Annotated in this window: 20 protein-coding genes; 6 read left to right on the top strand and 14 right to left on the bottom strand. The window is 45.8% G+C overall.

What is annotated here, in order from left to right; all coding sequences use genetic code 11:
- Positions 1-42: 42 nt before the first annotated feature.
- Positions 43-423 carry an isochorismatase gene (locus N836_RS63160; RefSeq protein WP_023075144.1) on the top strand — a complete coding sequence of 127 codons (381 nt, stop codon included), beginning with the start codon at positions 43-45 and terminating at the stop codon, positions 421-423.
- 132 nt (positions 424-555) lie between these two features.
- On the opposite strand, the gene N836_RS63155 is transcribed toward N836_RS63160, so the two are convergent.
- From N836_RS63155 to N836_RS63145, 3 genes are all read right to left on the bottom strand, one after another.
- Positions 556-1,017 carry a Uma2 family endonuclease gene (locus N836_RS63155; RefSeq protein WP_023075143.1) on the bottom strand — a complete coding sequence of 154 codons (462 nt, stop codon included), beginning with the start codon at positions 1,015-1,017 and terminating at the stop codon, positions 556-558.
- A 382-nt stretch (positions 1,018-1,399) separates the two neighbouring features.
- Positions 1,400-2,296 (bottom strand): metal ABC transporter permease, encoded by an 897-nt coding sequence (locus N836_RS63150; RefSeq protein ID WP_023075142.1) that lies wholly within the window; start codon positions 2,294-2,296, stop codon positions 1,400-1,402.
- A gap of 43 nt (positions 2,297-2,339) precedes the next feature.
- Positions 2,340-3,059, bottom strand: a complete 720-nt coding sequence (locus tag N836_RS63145; protein ID WP_023075141.1) for a metal ABC transporter ATP-binding protein — start codon at positions 3,057-3,059, stop codon at positions 2,340-2,342.
- Between the two features lie 498 nt (positions 3,060-3,557).
- Between N836_RS63145 and N836_RS63140 the strand changes: the two genes are divergently transcribed.
- Positions 3,558-4,553 carry a metal ABC transporter solute-binding protein, Zn/Mn family gene (locus N836_RS63140; RefSeq protein ID WP_023075140.1) on the top strand — a complete coding sequence of 332 codons (996 nt, stop codon included), beginning with the start codon at positions 3,558-3,560 and terminating at the stop codon, positions 4,551-4,553.
- Positions 4,554-4,712: 159 nt separating this feature from the next.
- On the top strand, positions 4,713-4,880 hold the full coding sequence (locus N836_RS78250; RefSeq protein WP_235071150.1) for a MerR family transcriptional regulator: 168 nt from the start codon (positions 4,713-4,715) through the stop codon (positions 4,878-4,880).
- 192 nt (positions 4,881-5,072) lie between these two features.
- On the opposite strand, the gene N836_RS63135 is transcribed toward N836_RS78250, so the two are convergent.
- Complete coding sequence (locus N836_RS63135; protein WP_031293740.1) at positions 5,073-5,462, bottom strand: Fur family transcriptional regulator; 390 nt, start codon at positions 5,460-5,462, stop codon at positions 5,073-5,075.
- Positions 5,463-5,569: 107 nt separating this feature from the next.
- Here N836_RS63135 and hemB point away from each other — a divergent pair, with 107 nt between their 5' ends.
- From hemB to folE, 3 genes are all read left to right on the top strand, one after another.
- On the top strand, positions 5,570-6,628 hold the full coding sequence (gene hemB / locus N836_RS63130) for a porphobilinogen synthase (protein WP_023075138.1): 1,059 nt from the start codon (positions 5,570-5,572) through the stop codon (positions 6,626-6,628).
- 70 nt (positions 6,629-6,698) lie between these two features.
- Positions 6,699-7,775 carry a CobW family GTP-binding protein gene (locus N836_RS63125; RefSeq protein ID WP_031293737.1) on the top strand — a complete coding sequence of 359 codons (1,077 nt, stop codon included), beginning with the start codon at positions 6,699-6,701 and terminating at the stop codon, positions 7,773-7,775.
- Between the two features lie 164 nt (positions 7,776-7,939).
- Complete coding sequence (gene folE, locus N836_RS63120) at positions 7,940-8,578, top strand: GTP cyclohydrolase I FolE (RefSeq protein WP_023075136.1); 639 nt, start codon at positions 7,940-7,942, stop codon at positions 8,576-8,578.
- Between the two features lie 173 nt (positions 8,579-8,751).
- Here the strand turns inward: folE and N836_RS63115 are convergent, their stop codons facing one another.
- From N836_RS63115 to N836_RS63070, 10 genes are all read right to left on the bottom strand, one after another.
- Entirely contained in the window at positions 8,752-9,984 is a 1,233-nt protein-coding gene (locus tag N836_RS63115; protein ID WP_023075135.1) for a nucleotidyltransferase domain-containing protein, read from the bottom strand.
- A gap of 155 nt (positions 9,985-10,139) precedes the next feature.
- A complete protein-coding gene (locus tag N836_RS63110; RefSeq protein ID WP_023075134.1) occupies positions 10,140-11,957 on the bottom strand; it encodes an ABC transporter ATP-binding protein in 1,818 nt (605 codons plus the stop codon).
- Positions 11,936-12,856, bottom strand: a complete 921-nt coding sequence (locus N836_RS63105; RefSeq protein ID WP_023075133.1) for a hpr kinase phosphatase — start codon at positions 12,854-12,856, stop codon at positions 11,936-11,938. Before N836_RS63105 ends, N836_RS63110 begins: the two co-directional genes overlap by 22 nt.
- A gap of 395 nt (positions 12,857-13,251) precedes the next feature.
- Positions 13,252-13,443 carry a hypothetical protein gene (locus N836_RS63100; RefSeq protein ID WP_023075132.1) on the bottom strand — a complete coding sequence of 64 codons (192 nt, stop codon included), beginning with the start codon at positions 13,441-13,443 and terminating at the stop codon, positions 13,252-13,254.
- A 124-nt stretch (positions 13,444-13,567) separates the two neighbouring features.
- Complete coding sequence (locus tag N836_RS63095; protein WP_023075131.1) at positions 13,568-15,586, bottom strand: lasso peptide isopeptide bond-forming cyclase; 2,019 nt, start codon at positions 15,584-15,586, stop codon at positions 13,568-13,570.
- Entirely contained in the window at positions 15,586-16,029 is a 444-nt protein-coding gene (locus N836_RS63090; RefSeq protein WP_081716949.1) for a lasso peptide biosynthesis B2 protein, read from the bottom strand. Before N836_RS63090 ends, N836_RS63095 begins: the two co-directional genes overlap by 1 nt.
- Positions 16,010-16,321, bottom strand: coding sequence for a lasso peptide biosynthesis PqqD family chaperone (locus N836_RS63085; protein ID WP_023075129.1), 312 nt, complete (start codon positions 16,319-16,321; stop codon positions 16,010-16,012). Before N836_RS63085 ends, N836_RS63090 begins: the two co-directional genes overlap by 20 nt.
- Before the next feature lie 356 nt (positions 16,322-16,677).
- The gene (gene crtC / locus N836_RS63080) at positions 16,678-17,598 is read right to left on the bottom strand and encodes a cyanoexosortase C (RefSeq protein ID WP_023075128.1); all 921 of its coding nucleotides are present in this window, start codon (positions 17,596-17,598) and stop codon (positions 16,678-16,680) included.
- A 739-nt stretch (positions 17,599-18,337) separates the two neighbouring features.
- Positions 18,338-18,973: an HpsJ-like protein, cyanoexosortase C-associated gene (gene hpsJ-C, locus N836_RS63075; protein WP_023075127.1), complete on the bottom strand. Its 636-nt coding sequence runs from the start codon at positions 18,971-18,973 to the stop codon at positions 18,338-18,340.
- A 218-nt stretch (positions 18,974-19,191) separates the two neighbouring features.
- Complete coding sequence (locus N836_RS63070) at positions 19,192-19,848, bottom strand: sugar transferase (RefSeq protein ID WP_031293735.1); 657 nt, start codon at positions 19,846-19,848, stop codon at positions 19,192-19,194.
- Between the last annotated feature and the right edge of the window lie 637 nt (positions 19,849-20,485).

Below are 20,485 nucleotides of genomic sequence, written 5' to 3'. Positions count from 1 at the left end.
CGTTAGCCCCCATAACCAAACAGACAAAATTGGAGAAAAAGAATGCTATCAGAAAAACAAAAAGATGCAGTACTTAAGGCAGTTAATGAGGCAAGTAAAAAGTGGAAAACAGCATTCAATACTGGAGATGCCTCTGGTTGTGCCGCACAATATGAAGAAAATGCAATTATGCATGCCCGGCCCTTCGGTACTTTTACCGGAACGGTTGAAATAGAAGGTTTTTGGAAAAAGCTAATCGAAGATGGATATTCAAATGTTGATTACATTGAACCCAATATAGAGGTTATTGATAAAAAAAGTGCCCTATTGAAGTCTGGCTGGAAAATGAATAAAGCTAAAGGCATAATTCATAAAGAGCTTTGGGTATTACAGTCTGATGGCACGGCAAAATTACGTGAAGATGATTTTGAGGCTCAGGGCTAACAAGACGCTTAAGAGGGACCGAGCTACACACGCGATTTTTTCAACGGCCCCTGGTTTAACAAAGTCCGTGCCTTTACCACAGTTTCAGAGATTAACCCGCCCGGCCCCTTAGCTCACCGTTATAAATATTCTCTAATCTGCTTTCCATAAAGCCTTGGCCGTTACTGCCAGTTCAAATACAACAGTAGACTTAATTTTGTTATCCCCGCGAAACTGTTGTGGCATACCAAATTTGCCTGTCTCGGGGTCCATGGTGTAAATAGACAACGTAGATTGTTTCAGATGACCGATATATCGCATCCCTCCTAAAGCCCCATAGTCAACAATCCAATATTCTTGCACACCAATAGATTCATACTCAGCCAGCTTAGTCAAATAATCATCTCGCCAGTTTGTTGATACCACTTCAATAACCAATGGCGGAGCAATATAAGCCATCGCTGAGCTAGACAGCCCCTTCATCCGTTCCCATTCAGTCTTTGCAAAAACAACAATATCGCCACGTCTAGCAGTGTCTCGACCATTCCGAGCCCCAATAGAGATTAACTTAGAACGCTTAGGTACGAAGCGATCAAGAATTGAGTGCTTTTGCAAAGTTTGCGGCTTCTCACCTTTCGCCTCCGGCTAGGGCTGTTTCCCATGCAGGGGATTCTCTGGTTGCGCGAAAAGTCTTTCCGTTACTTTTGGCTAATCAAAGGCAGGTAGTTCTAGCCCAAAGGACTTGAATGGCTAATGATTTCAATAGAATGGATTAGGAATCACCTTGCAAAGTACGACAGTTGGCTCAGCCAAAACCTACTGCAAAGGGTGCGCCTCTCCTGACATCGATTGGTTGTTTGTACTTGTGGCAAAAGGCCCCTCGGATTGCGTAAATTCAGCTCAGGGTACAATTTTAGCCGCTAGCAGTGGCGCTGGAGAACTGTTTCATGAACTGAAACGACCAAAGAGAAAGGATTTTTTAATCGATGACTATGTCTTACATCACCAGGGGTTGATCGACTTTGTCTGCATCGTTTAATTTTGATCGCTTGTGCTGCCTCCAAAGGCTAACCAATAACCCCTCAGACGGGCTCAAGAAGAATGCTAAACAGAAAAAACAGAAGGCAACAAGTACAATTGTTGCTCCAGATGGCGCATCTAAGTAATAGCTCAGGTACATCCCAATCACACTGGAGAGGGCTCCAATGACCGAACCGACCCACATCATTTGGTGAAGTTCTTTGACGAGCAGATAAGCAGTTACGGCGGGTGCCACCAGTAAGGCAACGACTAACAGCGCACCCACTGTGGGTAAGCACACAACAATTGTCACGGTCATCGCAACAATCAGCGATGCATTGTACCAATGCACAGGCAGGCCACTGGCCTGTGCCCCTTTCGGGTCAAAGGTATAAAACAAAAGTTCTTTGAAAAACAATCGCACCAGGATAATTCCGATCATGGCAATGGCAAGGCTCCACCACACCTCCGTCATGGTCACCCCAAGAATATTGCCGAACAGGATATGAACTAAATCAATACGATTTGCCCCCGGAAGGACACTGACTAACGTGACTCCAATGGCAACAAATGACGTCAAAATCAGGGCCATCGCGGCATCTGTTTTCACCCGCGATCGCGATTCAATCAAATACAGTACCAGGGCACTGATCACTCCAGCAATTAAGGCTCCAAACGATAGGGCCATACCCATCACGTAGGCAATCGGCAAGCCAGCCATGACCGAGTGAGAAATGGCATGGGCTAACATACCCATCTGCTGCACGATCATGTAGCTTCCCACAATTGCACAGAGAACCCCAAGCACAATCCCTAACATTAGTGCCCGTTGCATAAAGTTCAACGACAACGGCTCAATAATCCAATCCAGCATGAAGCGTTTTTATCTCCTCTAACGTTGATGCAGTTTGAGTAGTCTAAGCGAAAACTCGGGCGAGTCCCCGGCCATAAGCCCGTTCTAAGTTATCGGAGGTGACAACTTCATGACGTGCCCCCTGGGCAATCAACCGCTTGTTGAGCAGTAGCAGCTGATCATAAATCGCTAGGGAATCCCCCAAATCGTGGTTGATGACGAGCAACGTTTTACCTGCTGCCCGCAGCTCCTGAAAGATTTCAAAAATAATATCTTCGGTCTTGCGATCAACCGCCGTAAAAGGTTCATCAAAAATTAATAGCTCGGCTTCTTTGGCTAGCGCCCGTGCCAGAAAAACCCGCTGCTGTTGCCCCCCCGAGAGTTCACCAATGGGGCGATCGCGCAGCTCATACATCCCTACCCGATCGAGGGCAGCCTGCACCAGATACCTTGCCTGACGGCTAAACCCTCGGAAGAGGCCAGTCTGAACAGTCTGGGCCATCATCACCACATTCCAGACGGTTACCGGATAGTCCCAATCGATGCGGGAGCGTTGGGGCACGTAGGCAGTTTTTAGCAGCTGACGCCTCAGAGGGATTCCTTTGAAGTGAACTACCCCCTGCGTCACGGGCACCAAATTCAAAATTGCCTCCACTAGGGTACTCTTACCCGCGCCATTGGGGCCAATAATGCCTACTAGCTGACCTGCAGGTACAAAAAAACTAACGTTATGGAGGGCGCGGGTGCCACGATAATCAATCGACAAATTTTGAACTTCTAACATTCACCTAAACCTTTGGTGGTATCGAGAACGAGGCTTCCTCCTAATCGGCCTGCTTGAGAGCAGCACAGTTAACGAGGGGGATGATTCGCGACGGCTTTATAAGTAGTGACCCAATTACTTGCATAAAAGAGCAGTTGCACGAAATACTACGGCTAACCTTAATGCAATATTTTCCTAATAAACAAATTTAATAAATCTGAATGTTGACACCAGTTTATAGGTTAGATATATAAATGTCTAGGTAAAAATAATTACGCTTGATGTTGTGTTTTGAACAACTCTACCCCTAAGTAGGCTGAGCTTATTGCAATATCAGCGATCCCGACACACAGAGGCGTACACAAGAGGTGTACACAAGAGGCTAGTTAGTATTAATTCTCAATAATCTCTTAAGATGAGTTTGTTTTTGAGTTGACTAGCACGGTCGTGGGCAGGTGGTTGTTGATCCCCATGCTTTCGACGGTTTTTTGAAAAGACATCATTCATAGAGGAATGTCAATGCAGCGATATTTTTTACACAACCACGGTATCTTAGCAGGTGCGATCGCACTCCTGATTGGTCTTGTCGGTTGTGCCGGCTCAACCCCCAGCAGTTCAGAAAGCACAACCGAATCTGACACAGCCGCTAGTGATGTGGCGGATGACTCCCAAATCGATGTTGTCGCATCCTACAGCGTTATTTGCGATTTAGCCTCTCAAATTGCGGCAGATGCAGTGGCACTGAACTGTTTAATCCCCCCGGATCAAGACCCCCATACCTATGAGGCTACACCTTCCGATCGGGAGGCGGTCGAGACGGCTGACTTGGTCTTTTATGCGGGGCTCAACTTTGAACCTGCGATCATTGATATGGCTACTGCATCTGACTCCGATGCCCCGAAAATCGCCTTGCATGATGAATCGGTGCAGGAACTGATTGAGGTGGAAGAAGAGGGTGAATTAGAGCCCGATCCTCACGTCTGGCATGACGTTGAGAATGGCCTAGAAATGGTCGCTTTGATTCGGGATAACCTCGTCGCCGTTGATCCTGACAATGCCGATATGTATACCGAAAATGCTGAACAACTAACGGCTGAGTTACAGACATTAGATGCCTGGATTCCAGAACAAATTGCCACCATTCCGGAAGAACAGCGCCGCTTGATTACCACCCATGATGCGATGTCCTATTACGCCCAAGCCTATGGGTTAACCGTCGAGGGCACATTGCTGGGCGTTTCAACTGAGGATGAACCAACTGCCGCCAAGATTAACGAGTTAGCCACATCAATTCGTGACAAAGCTCTTCCGACTATTTTTGCTGAACTTACAGCTGACGATCGTGTGCTAAAAACTGTAGCGGACGAAGCCGGTGTGTCCATCTCAGAAAATGTCTTGCTGGCGGATGGCTTAGGGCCAGAAGGTACGCCTGGGGATACTTACACTGGAATGTTGGTTTACAACACCTGCGCCATTGTGGATGGATTAGGCGGGGAATGTGCCCCCGAGCCGTAGTCCTAAAAAATACTAAAGTCAACCTTGACATTCTTGTAAATGTCGAGGTTGACTTCCATGACCCAGGCTAAGCAGCAATTAACCATCAAAGAGCTGACTGAAACTGTTGGCGGTAAGGTGACATCACGCATGGTGTGCCACTACCACTAGTTAGGATTACTGCCCCAGCGATCGCGTGACAATTACCGACTTTATGATGCTGATGATGTACAACCTTTACGGTGCATCGTAGCGCTTAAGCAACAAGGTTTCCAGCTTAGCCATATTCAGCAATTGCTAGATATGAAGGGCGAAGCACAACCGAATTCAATGGCGGTGCTGGAATAGTTGCAACAACATTATCAAACTCTGATGCGCCAGCTTGTACAGCTGCGACAAACAGCCATGGCTGTGGAGGGCATCCTATCAAACCCGATTACCCTATTTAGGATGTTCTGTTTGTGGAAGTAGTCGATAGGCGTCCAAGTTTTATATACCCCTGCGCCTAAAGTCTTTTGCTAGCCCGTTGAATCCCGACCATCACCCATCCTGCACCGCACAAGGTTCACAAAGACCAAAGAATTCGAGGGTGTGATAGTAGATTGTGAATGAGCTGGAGTGCTGCAGGGAAAACTCCAGCCCCTTCAAAGGGCACGTATCCAGAGGAAACGACTGTCCACAGTGCAAACAGGTCATGTAGTGATGGTCCTGCTCCACCGCATTATAGAGCGTCTCACCCGCCAACGTGACCCGATGCTGCACCCAGCCCATACGTTTTAGAGCATCGAGGGCTCGATACACCGTTGCTAAACCAATTCGCTGATGTTGCTTGATAAGCGTATACAGTGCCTGGGCTGAGATCGGTTCAGGCTGCTGCCGCAGTAACTGGAGTACCGCTGTTTGAGCCCGAGTACAGTGAACCTGAGTCATGGAATTTTTAAGGATGATGAGCGCGTCAATTTCAAAAAACTGATGTAAGATACTCAAGAATGATAATCATTATCATAACGGGTTTCCATCTTATGTCATCCACGTCTATGTCACCCACGTCAGCGCCCCTCCAAACCGCCACAGATGCTGCTGAAGCGATGGTAGAAGCTACAGCTGAACGAGTGCAGCGCCCCCGACGTCTGCGCCGTACCGGAGCGCTGCGCCGTATGGTGCAAGAGACAGTGCTAACTGCCGCTGATCTGATTTATCCTCTGTTTGTCATGGAAGGTGAGGGGCAGCAGGAGGCGGTACCGTCGATGCCCAACTGTTTTCGCTACTCCCTAGATCTGTTGCTAGAAGAAGCAAAAGCTGTGTGGGAGTTAGGCATTGGGGCCATTGCCCTGTTTCCCCTAATTCCCCATCATCAAAAAGACAACGCTGGTACGGAAAGCTATAACCCAGATGGTTTAATTCCTCGGGCCGTGCGTGCCCTCAAGCAGGCTCTTCCCGAGCTGCTGGTGATTACCGATGTGGCGCTTGATCCTTACAGCAGTGAGGGCCATGACGGCATTGTCCAAAATGGTCAAATTCTCAATGACGAAACTGTTGCAGTCCTCGTCAAGCAGGCCCTGATGCAGGCTGAGGCAGGAGCTGATTTTGTTGCTCCATCAGATATGATGGACGGTCGTGTGCGGGAGATTCGTCAGGCACTGGATGCAGAAGGCTGGGTTAATGTCGGTATTCTCGCCTATTCCGCTAAATATGCATCAGCCTACTACGGTCCATTTCGCGATGCCCTGGATTCTGCCCCTAAGTTTGGTGATAAAAAGACCTATCAGATGGATGCGGCTAATGCCAGGGAAGCTCTAAAAGAGGTAGAACTCGATATTCAAGAAGGGGCGGACATCGTTATGGTGAAACCAGCCCTGGCCTATTTGGATGTGATCTGTCGCATTAAGCAACACACAAATTTACCCGTTGCTGCTTATAACGTCAGTGGTGAATATGCCATGGTGAAAGCAGCGGCTCAGCAGGGCTGGATTGATGGAACCGCCGTCATGCTAGAAACCTTGACCAGTATGAAACGGGCGGGAGCCGACGTGATTTTGACCTATTTTGCCAAGGAGGCGGCTCTGGCTCTACGCACAGAACAGGATAAAGCCTAGAACACTACTTACCTAAATTCAGACATACCCTACATCCTTAACTCACCTTGTTGCTTCCGGAGTTTATCTAATGACAGTCTCATCTCCCTCTTTGACCGCTAAAAGAGGAATGCCCGTCACCATCATCACCGGATTTCTCGGCAGTGGTAAAACAACGCTGTTGAACCATATTCTGAGCAACAACAAAGATTTAAAAGTTGCTGTTCTAGTCAATGAATTTGGTGATATTAACATCGATGGTCAGCTATTAGTGACGATGGACGAAACCATGGTTGAACTAAGCAATGGCTGTATTTGCTGCACCATCAACGATGACCTGGTGGATGCTGTCTATCGGGTCATGGAGCGGGATGACCGTGTTGACTACATGGTCATTGAGACCACAGGGGTGGCTGACCCACTGCCCATTATGCTCACGTTTCTAGGCACAGAACTGCGCGATCTCACCCGTCTGGATTCCATCATCGCCATGGTGGATGCCGAAACCTTCACGCCGGATCATTTTGAGAGTGAAGCGGCATTGAAACAAATCACCTATGCTGATGTTACAATTGTAAACAAAGTCGATCTGGCTTCATCAGATCAGATCAAGACGTTAGAAGAGTATCTTAGTAGCGTTAAAGAGGGGGCTAGGATTTTGCACAGTCAGCAGGGTCAGGTCCCACTGCAGCTAGTTTTGGATGTCGGCTATAACAATCCCGAAGCTTACGCTGAGCTGGTGCAGGAAGAAATTGAGCAGACAGCACACGATCAGCATCACGAACACGGACACGAACGCGGGCATCATGAGCATCATGGGCACGAGCATCATCATCATGGGCACGAGCATCATGAACACCATCACCACCATTCTGCCCATCTTGATAATGATGGATTTGTATCCATCGCGTTTGAGAGTGATCGCCCCTTCCATGTCAAAAAATTTGAACACTTTTTGCAAAACACACTTTCACAGGATGTGTTTCGAGCCAAAGGAATTCTCTGGTTTGAGGAGAGCGACCTGCGCAACATTTTTCAGCTAAGCGGTCCTCGCTTTTCCATTGACGGGGAAGAATGGCGCACTCCTCCTCGAAACCAGCTTGTTTTTATCGGGCGACACCTCAACGGTGACGACATCCGGCAACAGCTTACAGCTTGCCTGGCCTGATACTCCAATTTGTCAGGGTGGTGCACCGCTAGCCTGACGTGCAATTGCCAACTTCATCCAGCAATTGCTATACCCAGTCTTTCAGTCGTTGGCTGAAGGGAGTTGATCGTTTTGCGATCGCTCAACATCTTGTCAATTCACCTAAAATCATTTACTAGTTATCAATGACCTTATCCATTTCATCCGACGACATTCGTAACCAGTTAATCAATACTGAAGCGAAAGCCCCTGTCTCAGATGCAGACATGCAGCAAGCCGTACGCACACTGCTTCTAGGATTAGGAGAAGACCCCGATCGTGAAGGGTTGCGCGACACACCCAAACGCGTGGTCAAAGCCCTCAAATTTTTGACCTCTGGCTATCATCAGTCCCTGGATGACCTGCTCAATGGAGCTGTTTTCCATGAAAATACCAATGAAATGGTGCTGGTGCGTGATATCGACTTGTTCAGCTCTTGCGAGCACCATATTTTACCGATTTTAGGCCGTGCCCATGTTGCCTACATACCCAATGGCAAGGTGATTGGCTTATCAAAAATTGCCCGGATTTGTGAAATGTATGCACGACGACTACAGGTGCAAGAACGGCTGACCCAACAAATTGCCAACGCTCTCCAGGGTCTTTTACAACCCCAGGGTGTGGCAGTTGTTGTCGAAGCGTCTCATATGTGTATGGTGATGCGCGGAGTGCAAAAGCCAGGTTCTTGGACCGTCACCAGTTCGATGCAAGGGGTATTTGCAGATGATGCCCGCACACGTCAGGAGTTTATGGACCTGATTCGCCACAACCCTTCATTCCATTAGGAAAGTTTCCACCTAGAAATTTACTCACTCACCAGGAGGTAAGCATCGCGCTTATCTCCTTTCTTGTTACTTTTCTAAGGGGCAAAGCCCAGGTAACGCCTCAAAAGGGGGAGTTTTACTTGCTATGAACTTGGAGACCATGGCAAGATGGCTGGCTTTTTGGCCCTATTTCCTTATCTCTCAGACTGGTGGCCAAAGCCTGCTTGAATTAGCCGAAAAGGGCGTAGCAAGTAGTATACAAAGAATAATGACTTTGGTAAGGATATGGCTGCCAGGTCTGCCAGGGTAGGATTCATAATGGCCAGAATCGAACGGGCCTGATTCTTCCAGTTGTTCATGAGTCTAAGCTGATAGATAAAACGGGGTATGGTGAGCCGCGATTTAGGCTGACAATTGTTTTTTAGGAGGATATCTTGTTGAACTGTACTGGCCAACCGCTGAATTGAGGGTGAATTCTTGATCATCTCCTGAATCTCATCAGGCAGTGCTACCCCATATAAGTGATTGATTAGGACCAAACCCAACAGAAGTCTAGGCAATACATCCAGCTGTTTAGAGAGGGTGATCAGCGCGTCCCAGTCTAGCTCAGGATGGCGATGCACTAACATGGCAACATCACAAATCTTGCCAAGCTGATTCCAGTAATCTTCTGCTCCTTGGGCACATAAAATGAGTATTTGAACTTCCGGCTTTAAACCCAGAACCTGACGGCCTCCAATTTTAATGGTTTGGGTGTAATCCCAAACCCACCTAGTATCAAAGAGGGGAGCAAACTGTTTAGATAAAATCCCTTGATGGATATCCAGAAAAATACGATTTTTAGGATTAAATAAACTGAATTCTTTCTCCGACTTAAAGTATGCGGCCTGTTTCTCAGGACTTAATTTTTTAAGGCATGCTCTTTCTTCAGCAGCCATCAGCCGATCGCAGTGGTAGCCGTGATTGATAGCAACCTCTCTCAGTCTTAAAAAATCATCTGGATGGACTAACAAATCAAGATCGCCAAAGGTCCGGAGTGATAAATCTCCATAGGCGCTGATCGCAGTTATAGGGCCTTTAAATGTGATCGCTTTAATATCCTCTGTTTCTAGAATTTTGAGAACGCTGACTAACTCCTGGACCAGGGAAAAGTTATTGCCCAGGTTCTTCAAATGGCGTCTACGTAACTCTTGGAGCACACAATCTGGCAGTTTTATGGAGGAGCTAGATGTCAAAAACTTGTGTAGCAATGGCAACAGCCGATGAAACTGAGCCATTTTAAGCATCTTGTCCCAATCTAGCTGGTCGATCAGCGGTTGTATCTGTTCTTGAATTTGTTCTTGGTAACTAGCATTTAAGTGCCATCGAACACAGTGCAGCAGCAAAGAGATTTCTGGTTTTAATATAGTTGTATTAAAGGGATTCACGGTTTTAACAATAGATCGTCTTTAAAATAGAAATAAATAAATAGTCGGCGTTGCTGCTCCTGGGGATGGTTTCATCTACACGATCCAGATGAATGGCATTGCTCTAGCTCGGTGCATCCTCTAAATCAGCAACGGCAAATGGTCTCATCACTGTCTTACAAATAGTTCTTAGCCTGGGTTTCAAATAAGTGAGCGTAGGTCCCCTGACATGCCATCAGTTCCTGGTGCGTGCCGTTTTCTATCAATCGGCCCTTATCCATCACATAAATGCGATCGGCCATTTTGACAGTAGACAGTCGATGGGTAATTAAAATTGCTGACTGGTCTTGAATTAGCTCACGAAATTTAGTGAATAATTCATACTCGGCCTTGGGGTCCATGGCGCTAGTCGGTTCATCTAGCACAATTACCTGGGACTGACGCAAAAATGCTCTTGCCAAAGCAACTTTTTGCCATTGACCAATGCTAAGTTCTTCTCCACCGTGGAACAGCTTACCTAACATGGTGTCATAGCCGTCTGGTAGCTGGCTAATGACCTCATGGGCACCTGCTTTCTTAGCAGCTGCTATCACTTGCCCATCCTGAGGCGATAGCTGTACATCCCCTAACCAGATATTGTCTTGGGCTGAGAGATGATATTTGGCATAGTCCTGAAAGACAACACTGATTTGCTGGCGTAGGTGATCGACATCTAGATCTCGCAGATCAATCCCATTGAATGTGATACGCCCCCCTGTCGGGTCATATAGGCGACACAATAGTTTAATTAGCGTTGTTTTCCCCGACCCATTTTCGCCAACCAGGGCAATGGTCTCACCTGGTTTTATGCTAAACGACAGATCCTTAAGGGCCTGACGGGAGGTGCCTTCATATTGAAAGCTGACGTTCTCAAATGTAATGCCTTGTTCTTTTGTCGATGGACAAAATTTGGGTTGGGCTGGTGTAACAATCTGAGGACGCAAGTCTAGGAATTCATAGAGATTAGTTAAAAATAGGTTGTCTTCATGTAGCCCAGAAAGGCCAGCCATAAATGATTTAAGACCGCTTTGTCCCCGTTGCAATGCCTGATGATAGAGGACAAGGTCTCCTAGTTTTAAGACGCCCTGTAGCGCTTGATAGAGGATAAAGCCATAGATCGCTCCAATCATTACCCCCGTTACCATATTGGCGGCCAGAAAAGAGAGTGAACGCCATGTCATTAATTTGAGTTTGGCTCGGTATAGCTGCGATCGCAAATCATCAAATCGCTGACTAAACAGATCCCCCAGGCCAAACAGTCGAATTTCTTTCGCAAATTGATCTCCTGTCAATAACCAGGAAAGATACATCGATTTGCGTTCAACCGGTGTCCAGGTGCGCTGCCAATTATATAGTTTACGTGTGTAGCGCAGTCGCATTAAGACGGTTGGAATGATGGCAACTAACAGTGTGCCGGTAATCCCCCAATGGAGCGTTAACAACAACCCCATCATGGCAACCAATAAAATGCCATTTTCTACTACCAGCGCCAGCCGCTTTAAAATCTGATTAGGACGATAGGTCGCCTCTTTCTGCGCCCGTTGTAATGTGTCGTGATAACGGGGATTCTCATAATAGCTCAGATCAATTTCAATGGACTTAGCATGCAAAATGCTCCGCATATAGTCAGACACTTTCTGAGCTTGAGCTGTCGTGACTAACTCTGACAGAGCATTAGCGATCATCCCAAACAGCAGTACAACCGCCAGCCCAATCAGTAGCGGCTTACTTTGGTTGAGTAGATCCAGTGACGCCGTAATCTCTGATTCAGTAGTGACGATATCGACGACTAGCTTGATCAGATAGATTTGCAATAATGGTCGTAGCCCTTGAACAACTAGCAAACTAAGTTTAGCCATTGTCCAACCAGGGCTGCTACGCCATACCAGGCGCAGGGCTGGTACCAGCCGCTGAGTTTTCTTAAAAAAGCTGACTACTGTTTTACCAAATTGCACGGCAGGGTTACCCTTGGTGTCTCAACTGATGTTTCTTTCATATGTTCCTCTACCATCCGCACCAAATCCGGCAATTCTGCTAAACCAGGTTTGCGGGTAAAGCGATAGTACGAAACCTGCTGCAACAGTTGAGTACATTGTTGAAAATGAGTCTGCAGTGACTCATTATCCCGCAGCACATTCATCGCGCGGGTATGGCTGACCAGATAGGCAAATGTCTCTTTGGGGTTTAATGGGGTGATACTATGGCGGTCCCCTTTAGATAAGATATAAATTCGCTGTAGTGGCAACTGCTCTGTTTGAAAACCTGCTTGAAAGTTATAGGCTCGCTTAGCGGCATGAGCGTAGAGGGGAGCAAGGTCAGCTGGGTCTTTACCCAATGCGATCGCAGCGTCAGGAGAGAGTTTGCATTGAGGAAACGAGGGAACGACCTGAGGTGTGCCCTCCTGCTTCAGGTCAATCGCTAAGATATCGTCTGTGATTACAGTATGTCCGTCAGCATGCAAGGCTGCCGCCAGGGTAGATTTTCCCCACCCAGAATGTCCCAAAAACGCGGCTACATGGCCGTGTATGGCCACACTGCTAGCATGGAGGGTCAGAAAACCACGCTGTCGTAAAATAATCGACATACAGCCCCCCAAAATATTGGGACTCAGCATCTCATGGGTGACACCATCAAAGGGCGCAATGGTAATGAACCTCCCATCTGAGATCCAACAATCTCCTATTCCTTCTAGCCGACCAAAAACTTCACTTGTGGGTTTGTTGGTTTCACCATTAGAATGGTTATCAGTAGGCTTCAAACGAACAATAATATCGGGCTCACCGTCAGCCACTGGCAACCCTGATAGTGGGATTTCTGAGTGGAGACACAGCTGATAGGCAGAATAAGAATACATGGTTTACAAAAACATCTACTGGTGAGATAAAAATTTCGGATGTTGCTGATCCACTGATCTCCAGTATCATTCCATCCGTAAAGTTGGGGCTGATTATACTTTGTGTAGTAAAAAAGGGGATCTAATGAGATATTTTTCGAATCCATGCAGCAAATTGCTAGAGGTATAGGCAATGATTACCTATGAATCCTCAACAAGAATGAGTGGAAAGAAATCTATCACCTATTAAATCCCCCAGACGTTAATTAAAAGATCTGGCCCCCCATGACTGGTTAAAAAACGCTAAATCTGGAGGGCCAAAACCCTATAGCCAAAGGTGACTATCGCAACCAACCAGGTTGGTTGGAATAAGACTATTCCCAAGATCGATAGCTTCCCTTAATTGACATTGCACATTAAGTTAGCTCGTCAAAGTCAATAGTTACGTCTACAGAACCATTGCTTGGAAGTTCCAGATCATTGGCACCGCCAGGCAGGTTAGTGAAAATAACGCTATCTCCGATGTTGATAGCGCCACTACCTTTGGTTAGCGTTTGTACACTACCGTAAGCAGTTAGGCTAGGCTGAGTATATGCTTTCTTAGTCATTGTGTGTCCTCGAATTACATTCTTTGAGTTAACAGTTGTTGGTGATACTCCCCGTTTGGACTTACAGTCAGAGATACCTGCCCTAACCTGCCAAGATAACCATTTTCTTGATAACTAAATGTCTCTATAGACGCTGAAACCAAAGTGCCAGTACCGTGGCTCGCCACACCGTAAAACAGTCCTTTGTCATTGAATTAACTGTTTTATTCGATTCGGGGAATTGTGTTACCCTATCCCAAGATTTCTTCCAAGTGTCAAGATTGACATATCCAAGCACAGAGGGACTGGACTGATGCAGTACTTGTTCAAATAACGGGCGATTGATATTGAGTAACCCACTGACAAAATTAGCAGTCATATCGGCTTTATCGCCCCGCCATTGGACTGCTTGAGGCAGTATATTACCTAGCCCCTGGCGCATAATCATCCGCCCAAATCCTCTTCTAAATTTTTGGTCAGCTGGAACCGCTAGACAGAATTCAACTAATCGACGATCTAAAAATGGATGACGGGCCTCTAAACCAAAGGCTGCTGCACAACGATCAACTGCTTCAAGGTTTACTGACAGCACTCCCTCTGTCATTGACTGCCAATGTTTTTGTCTCACAGCTCCTGGTGCGATGGGTTTGGGCGCATATTGGTCGATACGCTCCTTTAAGCAAACCTGTTCTGCAAAGTGGGCATTAATGATTTCTCCTACTTTAGCCAAATCATCAACTGGCTTCTCAGATACTCGATAAAATTTCTGTAAAATTTTACGAAAAACTGGTTTGATTCCTTGCCGAATCAATAAGCTACGGCGTGAATACTGGAAACGGTGGTGAATATAGTTAACAGTTTTAGCGAATGCCAACCACTGTCCACGTTTGCTCAACTGCCTCAAAGCTGGTAAACCGTAATACGCCAGCATATAGTTAACAGGAGACTTATAGTTTTTACTGGCAACTTCGAGAGCTTCGGCAAACTCTGGCCATTTTTGCTGAAATGCTAGTTCATGCAATCGATCTAGGCCATGGGAAACAACCGTATCACCATCAAAGCCATCAAAAACAATACGTACATTGGCCTCATGGGCCGCTTGATTCAAGCGCCAGGGATAATGATGACTAGGGCCTAATATCGGCTCATCCTCATAGTTCCAAATCTGTTCAACATCACTTAACGGGCCAAAGGTATCAGCATGAATATAGTGGGGTGTATACCCCCCCTGCTTTAATACTTCTTCAATGTAAACACGTTCATCACACTCTTTAACCGTGTCAAAAATATTTGAAAATGTATGCAGGGTTTCTCCTGTGGTTTCACTCAGAATGTTACGAGCGACACAGCTAACAGAAGAAGAATCTAAACCACCGCTCAGATGAGAGCCCACTGGAAATGCGCTTCTTAGGCGACATTTGACTGCTTTAGTAAAAATCTCACGAAACGCTTCTGCATAGGCTGCGTCTGATTCTAGCTTGAGCTCATAGTTGGGATCGAGTTGCCAATAGGTTTCAATCTTAATCCCAGAAGCATCAACCCACATGCGTGATGCAGGGGGTAATCGTAAAATGTCTTCGTAGATTGTAATTACCTGATCCTCAAGCATCAAAGCCAGATAGTCAGCAATGCGGGTCTCATTAATGCGTTGTGGTATCCAGTCCAGGCAGAGCAATCCTTTAATCTCTGATGCAAATGCGAAGGATTTGTCCACCTGATGGAAATAATAAAATGGTTTCACACCAAAATGGTCGCGGGCACAGAATAGCTGCTGTTTTTGTTTATCCCAAATGACAAAAGCAAAATCTCCCAGCAGGTGGTTAGGACAATCACTACCCCATCGCTCATAGGCAGCTAGAATAAATTCGCTATCAGCCACTTTTTCTAAGGGACGATCTGGCAAAGATAATAGCGGCGCTAACTCATCGCGATTATCAATACGCGCATCTGCAGTGATTACCAAGTTACCTTTGATCAGGGGCAACTGCTCATGGAGTGATTCAGGTGTTGTCCACAACATTCGATGCCCCAGCCCGACAAGACCTTGACACCATGTATTCATACCATCAGGGCCACGATGTGCCAGGGCATCAACCATTTGGCGCAGTTCACTGGACGTCGTTGAAGGCTGATCAACAGCATAAATGCCCGCAATCCCACTCATTATTTTATTCCTTCGCTAGCAAGTGACTTAAAGCGACTCAAATCATTCAGCTGGCCCACTATGACTCGACCTTGATATTCAATCCAGGCATGGGCTTCCAGGGTATCAGCTGCACTTTTAGCAACACCAATATGCAACTGATGGGGATATCCATATCGAGTTAGTAGTAGCTGCGCGGTTAGTGCTCGTACCAAACATTTAGCCGTACCTAGGGTATAGCGACCGGCGATATGAATGGCCCACCCAATAAATCTTACGGAAATAGGAGAGTTTTCATCTTGACAAATCCATACCGTAGAGAATTGCGTTAATCTCTGTCTGATACTATTGAAGGGAAATAAGAACAACGCTAGACGGATACCATTTAACAACAAACAAGCAAAGAGCAGGACTCTGAATTCACTGCCTGAAAGTTTGAGTAGTCTATTTAGCCGCCTCATCATTACTTACCTCAATTAAACAAGCATCTTTCATCTCCATAAGAATTGTTGTGAGGTCTTGCTCACAAACTTCTGGCTGCACATCATATTCTGCCAGCAAGGTATGGAGAATTTTGTTGAATGCGCAAGGTTGTTGAATCATATCCCAAACCCTGGCACCAACCTCATTTAAGCCATAGTAGGTTCCTGAAGCTAAGTTAAGGATGACGGCCTCACCTTCCAACTCGGATGCAATTTGATCTGGAGATTGAGAGATGACGGTGCTTGATAGCATATTCAGTGTTTGAGAAGACATAAAAAACTAAGAGAAACTAGTTTGGGTTTAATTCAGATGCTTATTGGATGAAATATGAAACTTACGCTGCCTGTATGTCGTCAAAGACCTATCCCCTAACAACTTTTATGTTGTAAGATACGTCTTAGGGTATCTTGGTTATAGATGCAGGTCTTTGGCTTCGCCTTAAAGCTGGACAGTATTAGCCTTTATAGGTAGTAGCTTTTATAGACGGATAGATAACAGGTCAAAAAAAGCACATCGTTATGATTATTTTCTTGACCAAGACTTATTAATCCGTACAATTTTAGCTATTTGGGCTTAATTGCCTACTTTTTGCTGGAATCCAATGATGGTTGCTATCAACAGCAGATGCACTAAGCCTTTTTGAAGCTGTGTTTTTGGCGATTTAGTATGGCCATAGCTACATAGTAATAGACGGTAAATAATACCCCTACAAATATCTGAGCCCCCCAGGAACCGTGCCAAAAATCAAACCACCACTCACCCCAGTAGGCGTAGGCCATTGCCATTAACATCACTCTAGGAACATTAAACACCAGGCCAACAACAGCTCCTAAGAGCATTAACCTGACAATTTGTAAGCGAGTGCGCTTAAAGAAGATGCCGAGTAATAACCCTGTTACCGCCATGGCAACCGCCATGTTAAATCCATTACACCGCCAGGCAACCTCCACTGCTCCCCCGGTTGGCATCGTAATGAAACGGCCTTCAACCATCGCCGGTTGACCGAGTAACTGCAACATCTTAGTGCTGACAGATGCCATAATATTCTCTAAGAAGTGCGGCGGCATGACAAACCGCCAAGCTCCCTGAGCTAGAATACCAGGACGCGTATAAACTGTCATTGGCATTAACAATGTTGTTAACGGGTTCTGAGCAAAAAAGCCTGCTCCCCAGGTGCTTAGGGCAATACCAATTAGAATAAATAGCCAGATAAGTGCCTGAGCCCACATTTCTGAGCGAAAGAATGGAAAGATGGCCACACTGCCTAAAATTAATAGATGCCCAATGGCCTGATCTTCTTCAGAAGCTGCTAGCTGGACTAGTTGTTGCCGCTTTTTCCACAGAGGTACTAACGCCATCAAAGTTGCACAGGAAATGAGCGCTAATCCTGTAGAGCCACTAATTGAACGTATTACTAGATCATAGGCCCACAGTGGGAAATAAATTAAACCAACTGTCAGGCCCAACAAGACTATGCGGCCATGATGTGTCTTGAGCAGGATTTGTAAATACTCAATCCCATCTTGGCTAACCTGTTTCACCGAATTCATAGCGTTTCACTCCACACCAGAAACAGAGTCTGCTTAGTATCTACAACAATTGATATCAGTAATTTACTGAAGATGCAGCTATGACTCCGGGAAAAGTAGGGAGAAAAGCAATCGTGATTACCGTTTCAGGCTTAGATTCGTCATAATTTTGTGGGAAAAATGTTGGGTTTGAACAAAACGTATTGGTAGAGACCGCTCCAAACCTCTAACTCTAGATCTTTGAACCTTACTCACATCCGGAATTGACATCTTGATGTAGTAAAAACTACAGATTACCAGTTGGATATGCTACAGGCTAGGTTACCCACTTTCCATTAAGTCTGGAGTATGTGTTAAAGTTGCACGAGTAAACAGGGATAGCTTGTGGTGTAAACGTTACTATATATACAAGCTTTAAGGTGTCGAGATGCACATACAAGAACAGAAAAACAGATGCTTATCAAGCTCTCTTGGTTATATTATCTAACGCATCAAACTGATATATCTATAAGAGGTGACACTTTAAATAGCTCAACACCAGCCGCTTGTCTCTGAGGTGCGATCGCACCCTCCACTTTATCCCACAGGCTAGCCTGGATCTGACTTTCAACGCAATTAGATAAACAGAGGCCATCCTTCACTGATGAGTGAAGGATGGCCTCGTTTGAGCCGTCTAAATCATCCAAAATTAGAGACTATGCCTTGATAATTAGGGCTTAAACCTCTATCTCAACGGTCCCATGGCAATATTGCATCCTGGTCAGGAGCGCCTGATCCCCAATCGCCCCAGTCCCAACATCCCTAGACCAACAGCGATAAGATTTCCCATACTCGCCACCCCTGCTTTAGTAATATCGTGACGAGCATCTTGCTTCAGCGTTGATGCCTGGTTAGCCAGTTGCTGTGAAGCCTGCTGCAGCTGGTCAGCAGTTAAGTTGGCCGTTAGATTGTCGGTATTGCCATTGCGAACTTCGTCAATTTGCGACTGCACATATTGCTGTCGATTACTGATATTTTGCAATGTCTCACTTTGCAAGATGAGACTGTCGCGAATTACCAAAACACAAGAGAGCATAAAGGCCACACCCAGCACCAAACTGACAAAACCTAACGGTCGTTTTAACCGACGCTGGTCAAAAAATGCATACATCAGCAGGGCAACTGCAAACAGCAGAATGATACTGCGATCGCCCATTTGCTGCAATAAATTAACCCGCCACTCTAGAGACAAAGGGTCTGGTGGTGTACTTAATACCAGCGTATCAACCAGAAAACCAAGCAGACAGGTCAACCCCACCACCAAGCAAATATTCTTGCCGGCTGAAGGCTGTGTACCATAGTGAGCGGCAGACGACTGCCCAACACTGGAAGAGACTGGTCTAGGAAGGCTTGTCATAGAAAACAAGATAGATGACAACAGATAGAAAAATCAATCAGCAGTCCCCAATTTAGAAAACCGAAAGAAAACCGCACTATTGTCATGGATAAACAGAAGTAAATTACCGGGGACTCGTAGAGCCCTCGGTTAAGATGATCAGCAATGGCACTCTATTTGGTGACATACATTGCATTAGTAAGAACAACAAATAGAGCTGAACTCGATTACCAATATGCTTAATAAGCCCCCTGTTTACCCAGAACAACGACAATAGTCCTTAAAATCAAAAGAAGATCATAGTGTACTGACCATTTTCGCTGGTAGTTAAGATCCATCCGTACAATTTCGTCAAATTTTTCTACATTAGAACGTCCGTAAACCTGCCACTCGCCGGTAATGCCAGGTTTCACATTCAAACGCTGCAAATGATAGCTAGAGTAATTCTCTACCTCATCAGATGTAGGAGGACGAGTCCCCACAAGACTCATGTCACCCTTCAGAACATTGAAAAACTGCGGTAACTCATCTAGACTTGTTTTCCTAAGGAACTGTCCTACCCGAGTAATTCTCGGATCGTTCCGGTTCTTAAAGATATGTCCGTCAGCTTCGTTTTCAACCATATGCTTCAGCTGTTCAGCATTAGTCACCATGGAACGAAATTTCCAGATCTTGAACTGTTTACCTTTTAAACCACAGCGTCGCTGCGTATAAAAGATAGGACCGGAAGAATCTAATCTAATAGCAAATACGATAGGTAAAAACAAAATAGCGGTGATGGATAGGCCTAATAAGGCACCAACTATATCTATACACCGCTTGCCCTTACTACGCACAGAAGGATGGAGCGCAGGGGAAATTACCTGCGAAATGGGAGAGTATGACGAGAGTCGCATAACGCAAAAAGCTGTTTGAGCGCAAGGAGAGGTGTGTATTTCTTTAAAACCAACAGACTGCTGCCTCATTTAATGGGTGCAACAACAGAAGTCTGCATGCATCTATAAGCGAATAACTTGCGTGCTGTATCTCATATCTATCTGTATCTTCCTAATACACTGTCGATATCTGGAAAAAAAGCAGGCTTTATAATAAGCTTTTCTGGCTTTATGAAATGTTTGTAGTTTGTACTATGTTTTTAGTGACCAGGCTCACACTACCTCAGGTGAAAGGTGATGTATGACGTTATAAGTTAGGCATCAGGATTTTATAAGTCCAACAGTGTTGTCTGCAGAGGTGCTCCATGGAACGCCTGTAGGGCAAAAAATAGGACCTAATTGAATCCTCATGCCTTAGATGCTTTTTGAAGGTTACTAAATGTCAGGGGTGTTGCTGAGCCAAACTATAATTTCATCTGCAAAGTCTGGGCTAATTGCACTGCTTGCAGACCGGTCTATCCTCTGAATCAGCAACGGAGAAATGTCAGGGTTTACACTGCCAGTGGGATCGCTCAGAACATAGCCACCAGGTGATTTTCACTTAAGGTTAGGTTAGGGTTTGCCATGGACCCAGGCTTTTTTTCTGTAAATCCCCGGA

This window comes from Leptolyngbya sp. Heron Island J (assembly GCF_000482245.1).
Lineage (GTDB): Bacteria > Cyanobacteriota > Cyanobacteriia > Phormidesmidales > Phormidesmidaceae > Leptothoe.
Note: the sequence above shows the minus strand (reverse complement) of the source record. Positions and strands in the feature narration are given on the sequence as shown.

Bases quoted from the DNA above. Each gene is read 5' to 3' on its own strand.
- N836_RS63160 (WP_023075144.1), top strand. From the start codon at position 43: ATGCTATCAGAAAAACAAAAAGATGCAGTACTTAAGGCAGTTAATGAG.
- N836_RS63150 (WP_023075142.1), bottom strand. From the start codon at position 2,296: ATGCTGGATTGGATTATTGAGCCGTTGTCGTTGAACTTTATGCAACGG.
- N836_RS63145 (WP_023075141.1), bottom strand. From the start codon at position 3,059: ATGTTAGAAGTTCAAAATTTGTCGATTGATTATCGTGGCACCCGCGCC.
- N836_RS63140 (WP_023075140.1), top strand. From the start codon at position 3,558: ATGCAGCGATATTTTTTACACAACCACGGTATCTTAGCAGGTGCGATC.
- N836_RS63135 (WP_031293740.1), bottom strand. From the start codon at position 5,462: ATGACTCAGGTTCACTGTACTCGGGCTCAAACAGCGGTACTCCAGTTA.
- hemB (WP_023075138.1), top strand. From the start codon at position 5,570: ATGTCACCCACGTCAGCGCCCCTCCAAACCGCCACAGATGCTGCTGAA.
- N836_RS63125 (WP_031293737.1), top strand. From the start codon at position 6,699: ATGACAGTCTCATCTCCCTCTTTGACCGCTAAAAGAGGAATGCCCGTC.
- folE (WP_023075136.1), top strand. From the start codon at position 7,940: ATGACCTTATCCATTTCATCCGACGACATTCGTAACCAGTTAATCAAT.
- N836_RS63105 (WP_023075133.1), bottom strand. From the start codon at position 12,856: ATGTATTCTTATTCTGCCTATCAGCTGTGTCTCCACTCAGAAATCCCA.
- N836_RS63100 (WP_023075132.1), bottom strand. From the start codon at position 13,443: ATGACTAAGAAAGCATATACTCAGCCTAGCCTAACTGCTTACGGTAGT.
- N836_RS63095 (WP_023075131.1), bottom strand. From the start codon at position 15,586: ATGAGTGGGATTGCGGGCATTTATGCTGTTGATCAGCCTTCAACGACG.
- N836_RS63090 (WP_081716949.1), bottom strand. From the start codon at position 16,029: ATGATGAGGCGGCTAAATAGACTACTCAAACTTTCAGGCAGTGAATTC.
- N836_RS63085 (WP_023075129.1), bottom strand. From the start codon at position 16,321: ATGTCTTCTCAAACACTGAATATGCTATCAAGCACCGTCATCTCTCAA.
- crtC (WP_023075128.1), bottom strand. From the start codon at position 17,598: ATGAATTCGGTGAAACAGGTTAGCCAAGATGGGATTGAGTATTTACAA.
- hpsJ-C (WP_023075127.1), bottom strand. From the start codon at position 18,973: ATGACAAGCCTTCCTAGACCAGTCTCTTCCAGTGTTGGGCAGTCGTCT.
- N836_RS63070 (WP_031293735.1), bottom strand. From the start codon at position 19,848: ATGCGACTCTCGTCATACTCTCCCATTTCGCAGGTAATTTCCCCTGCG.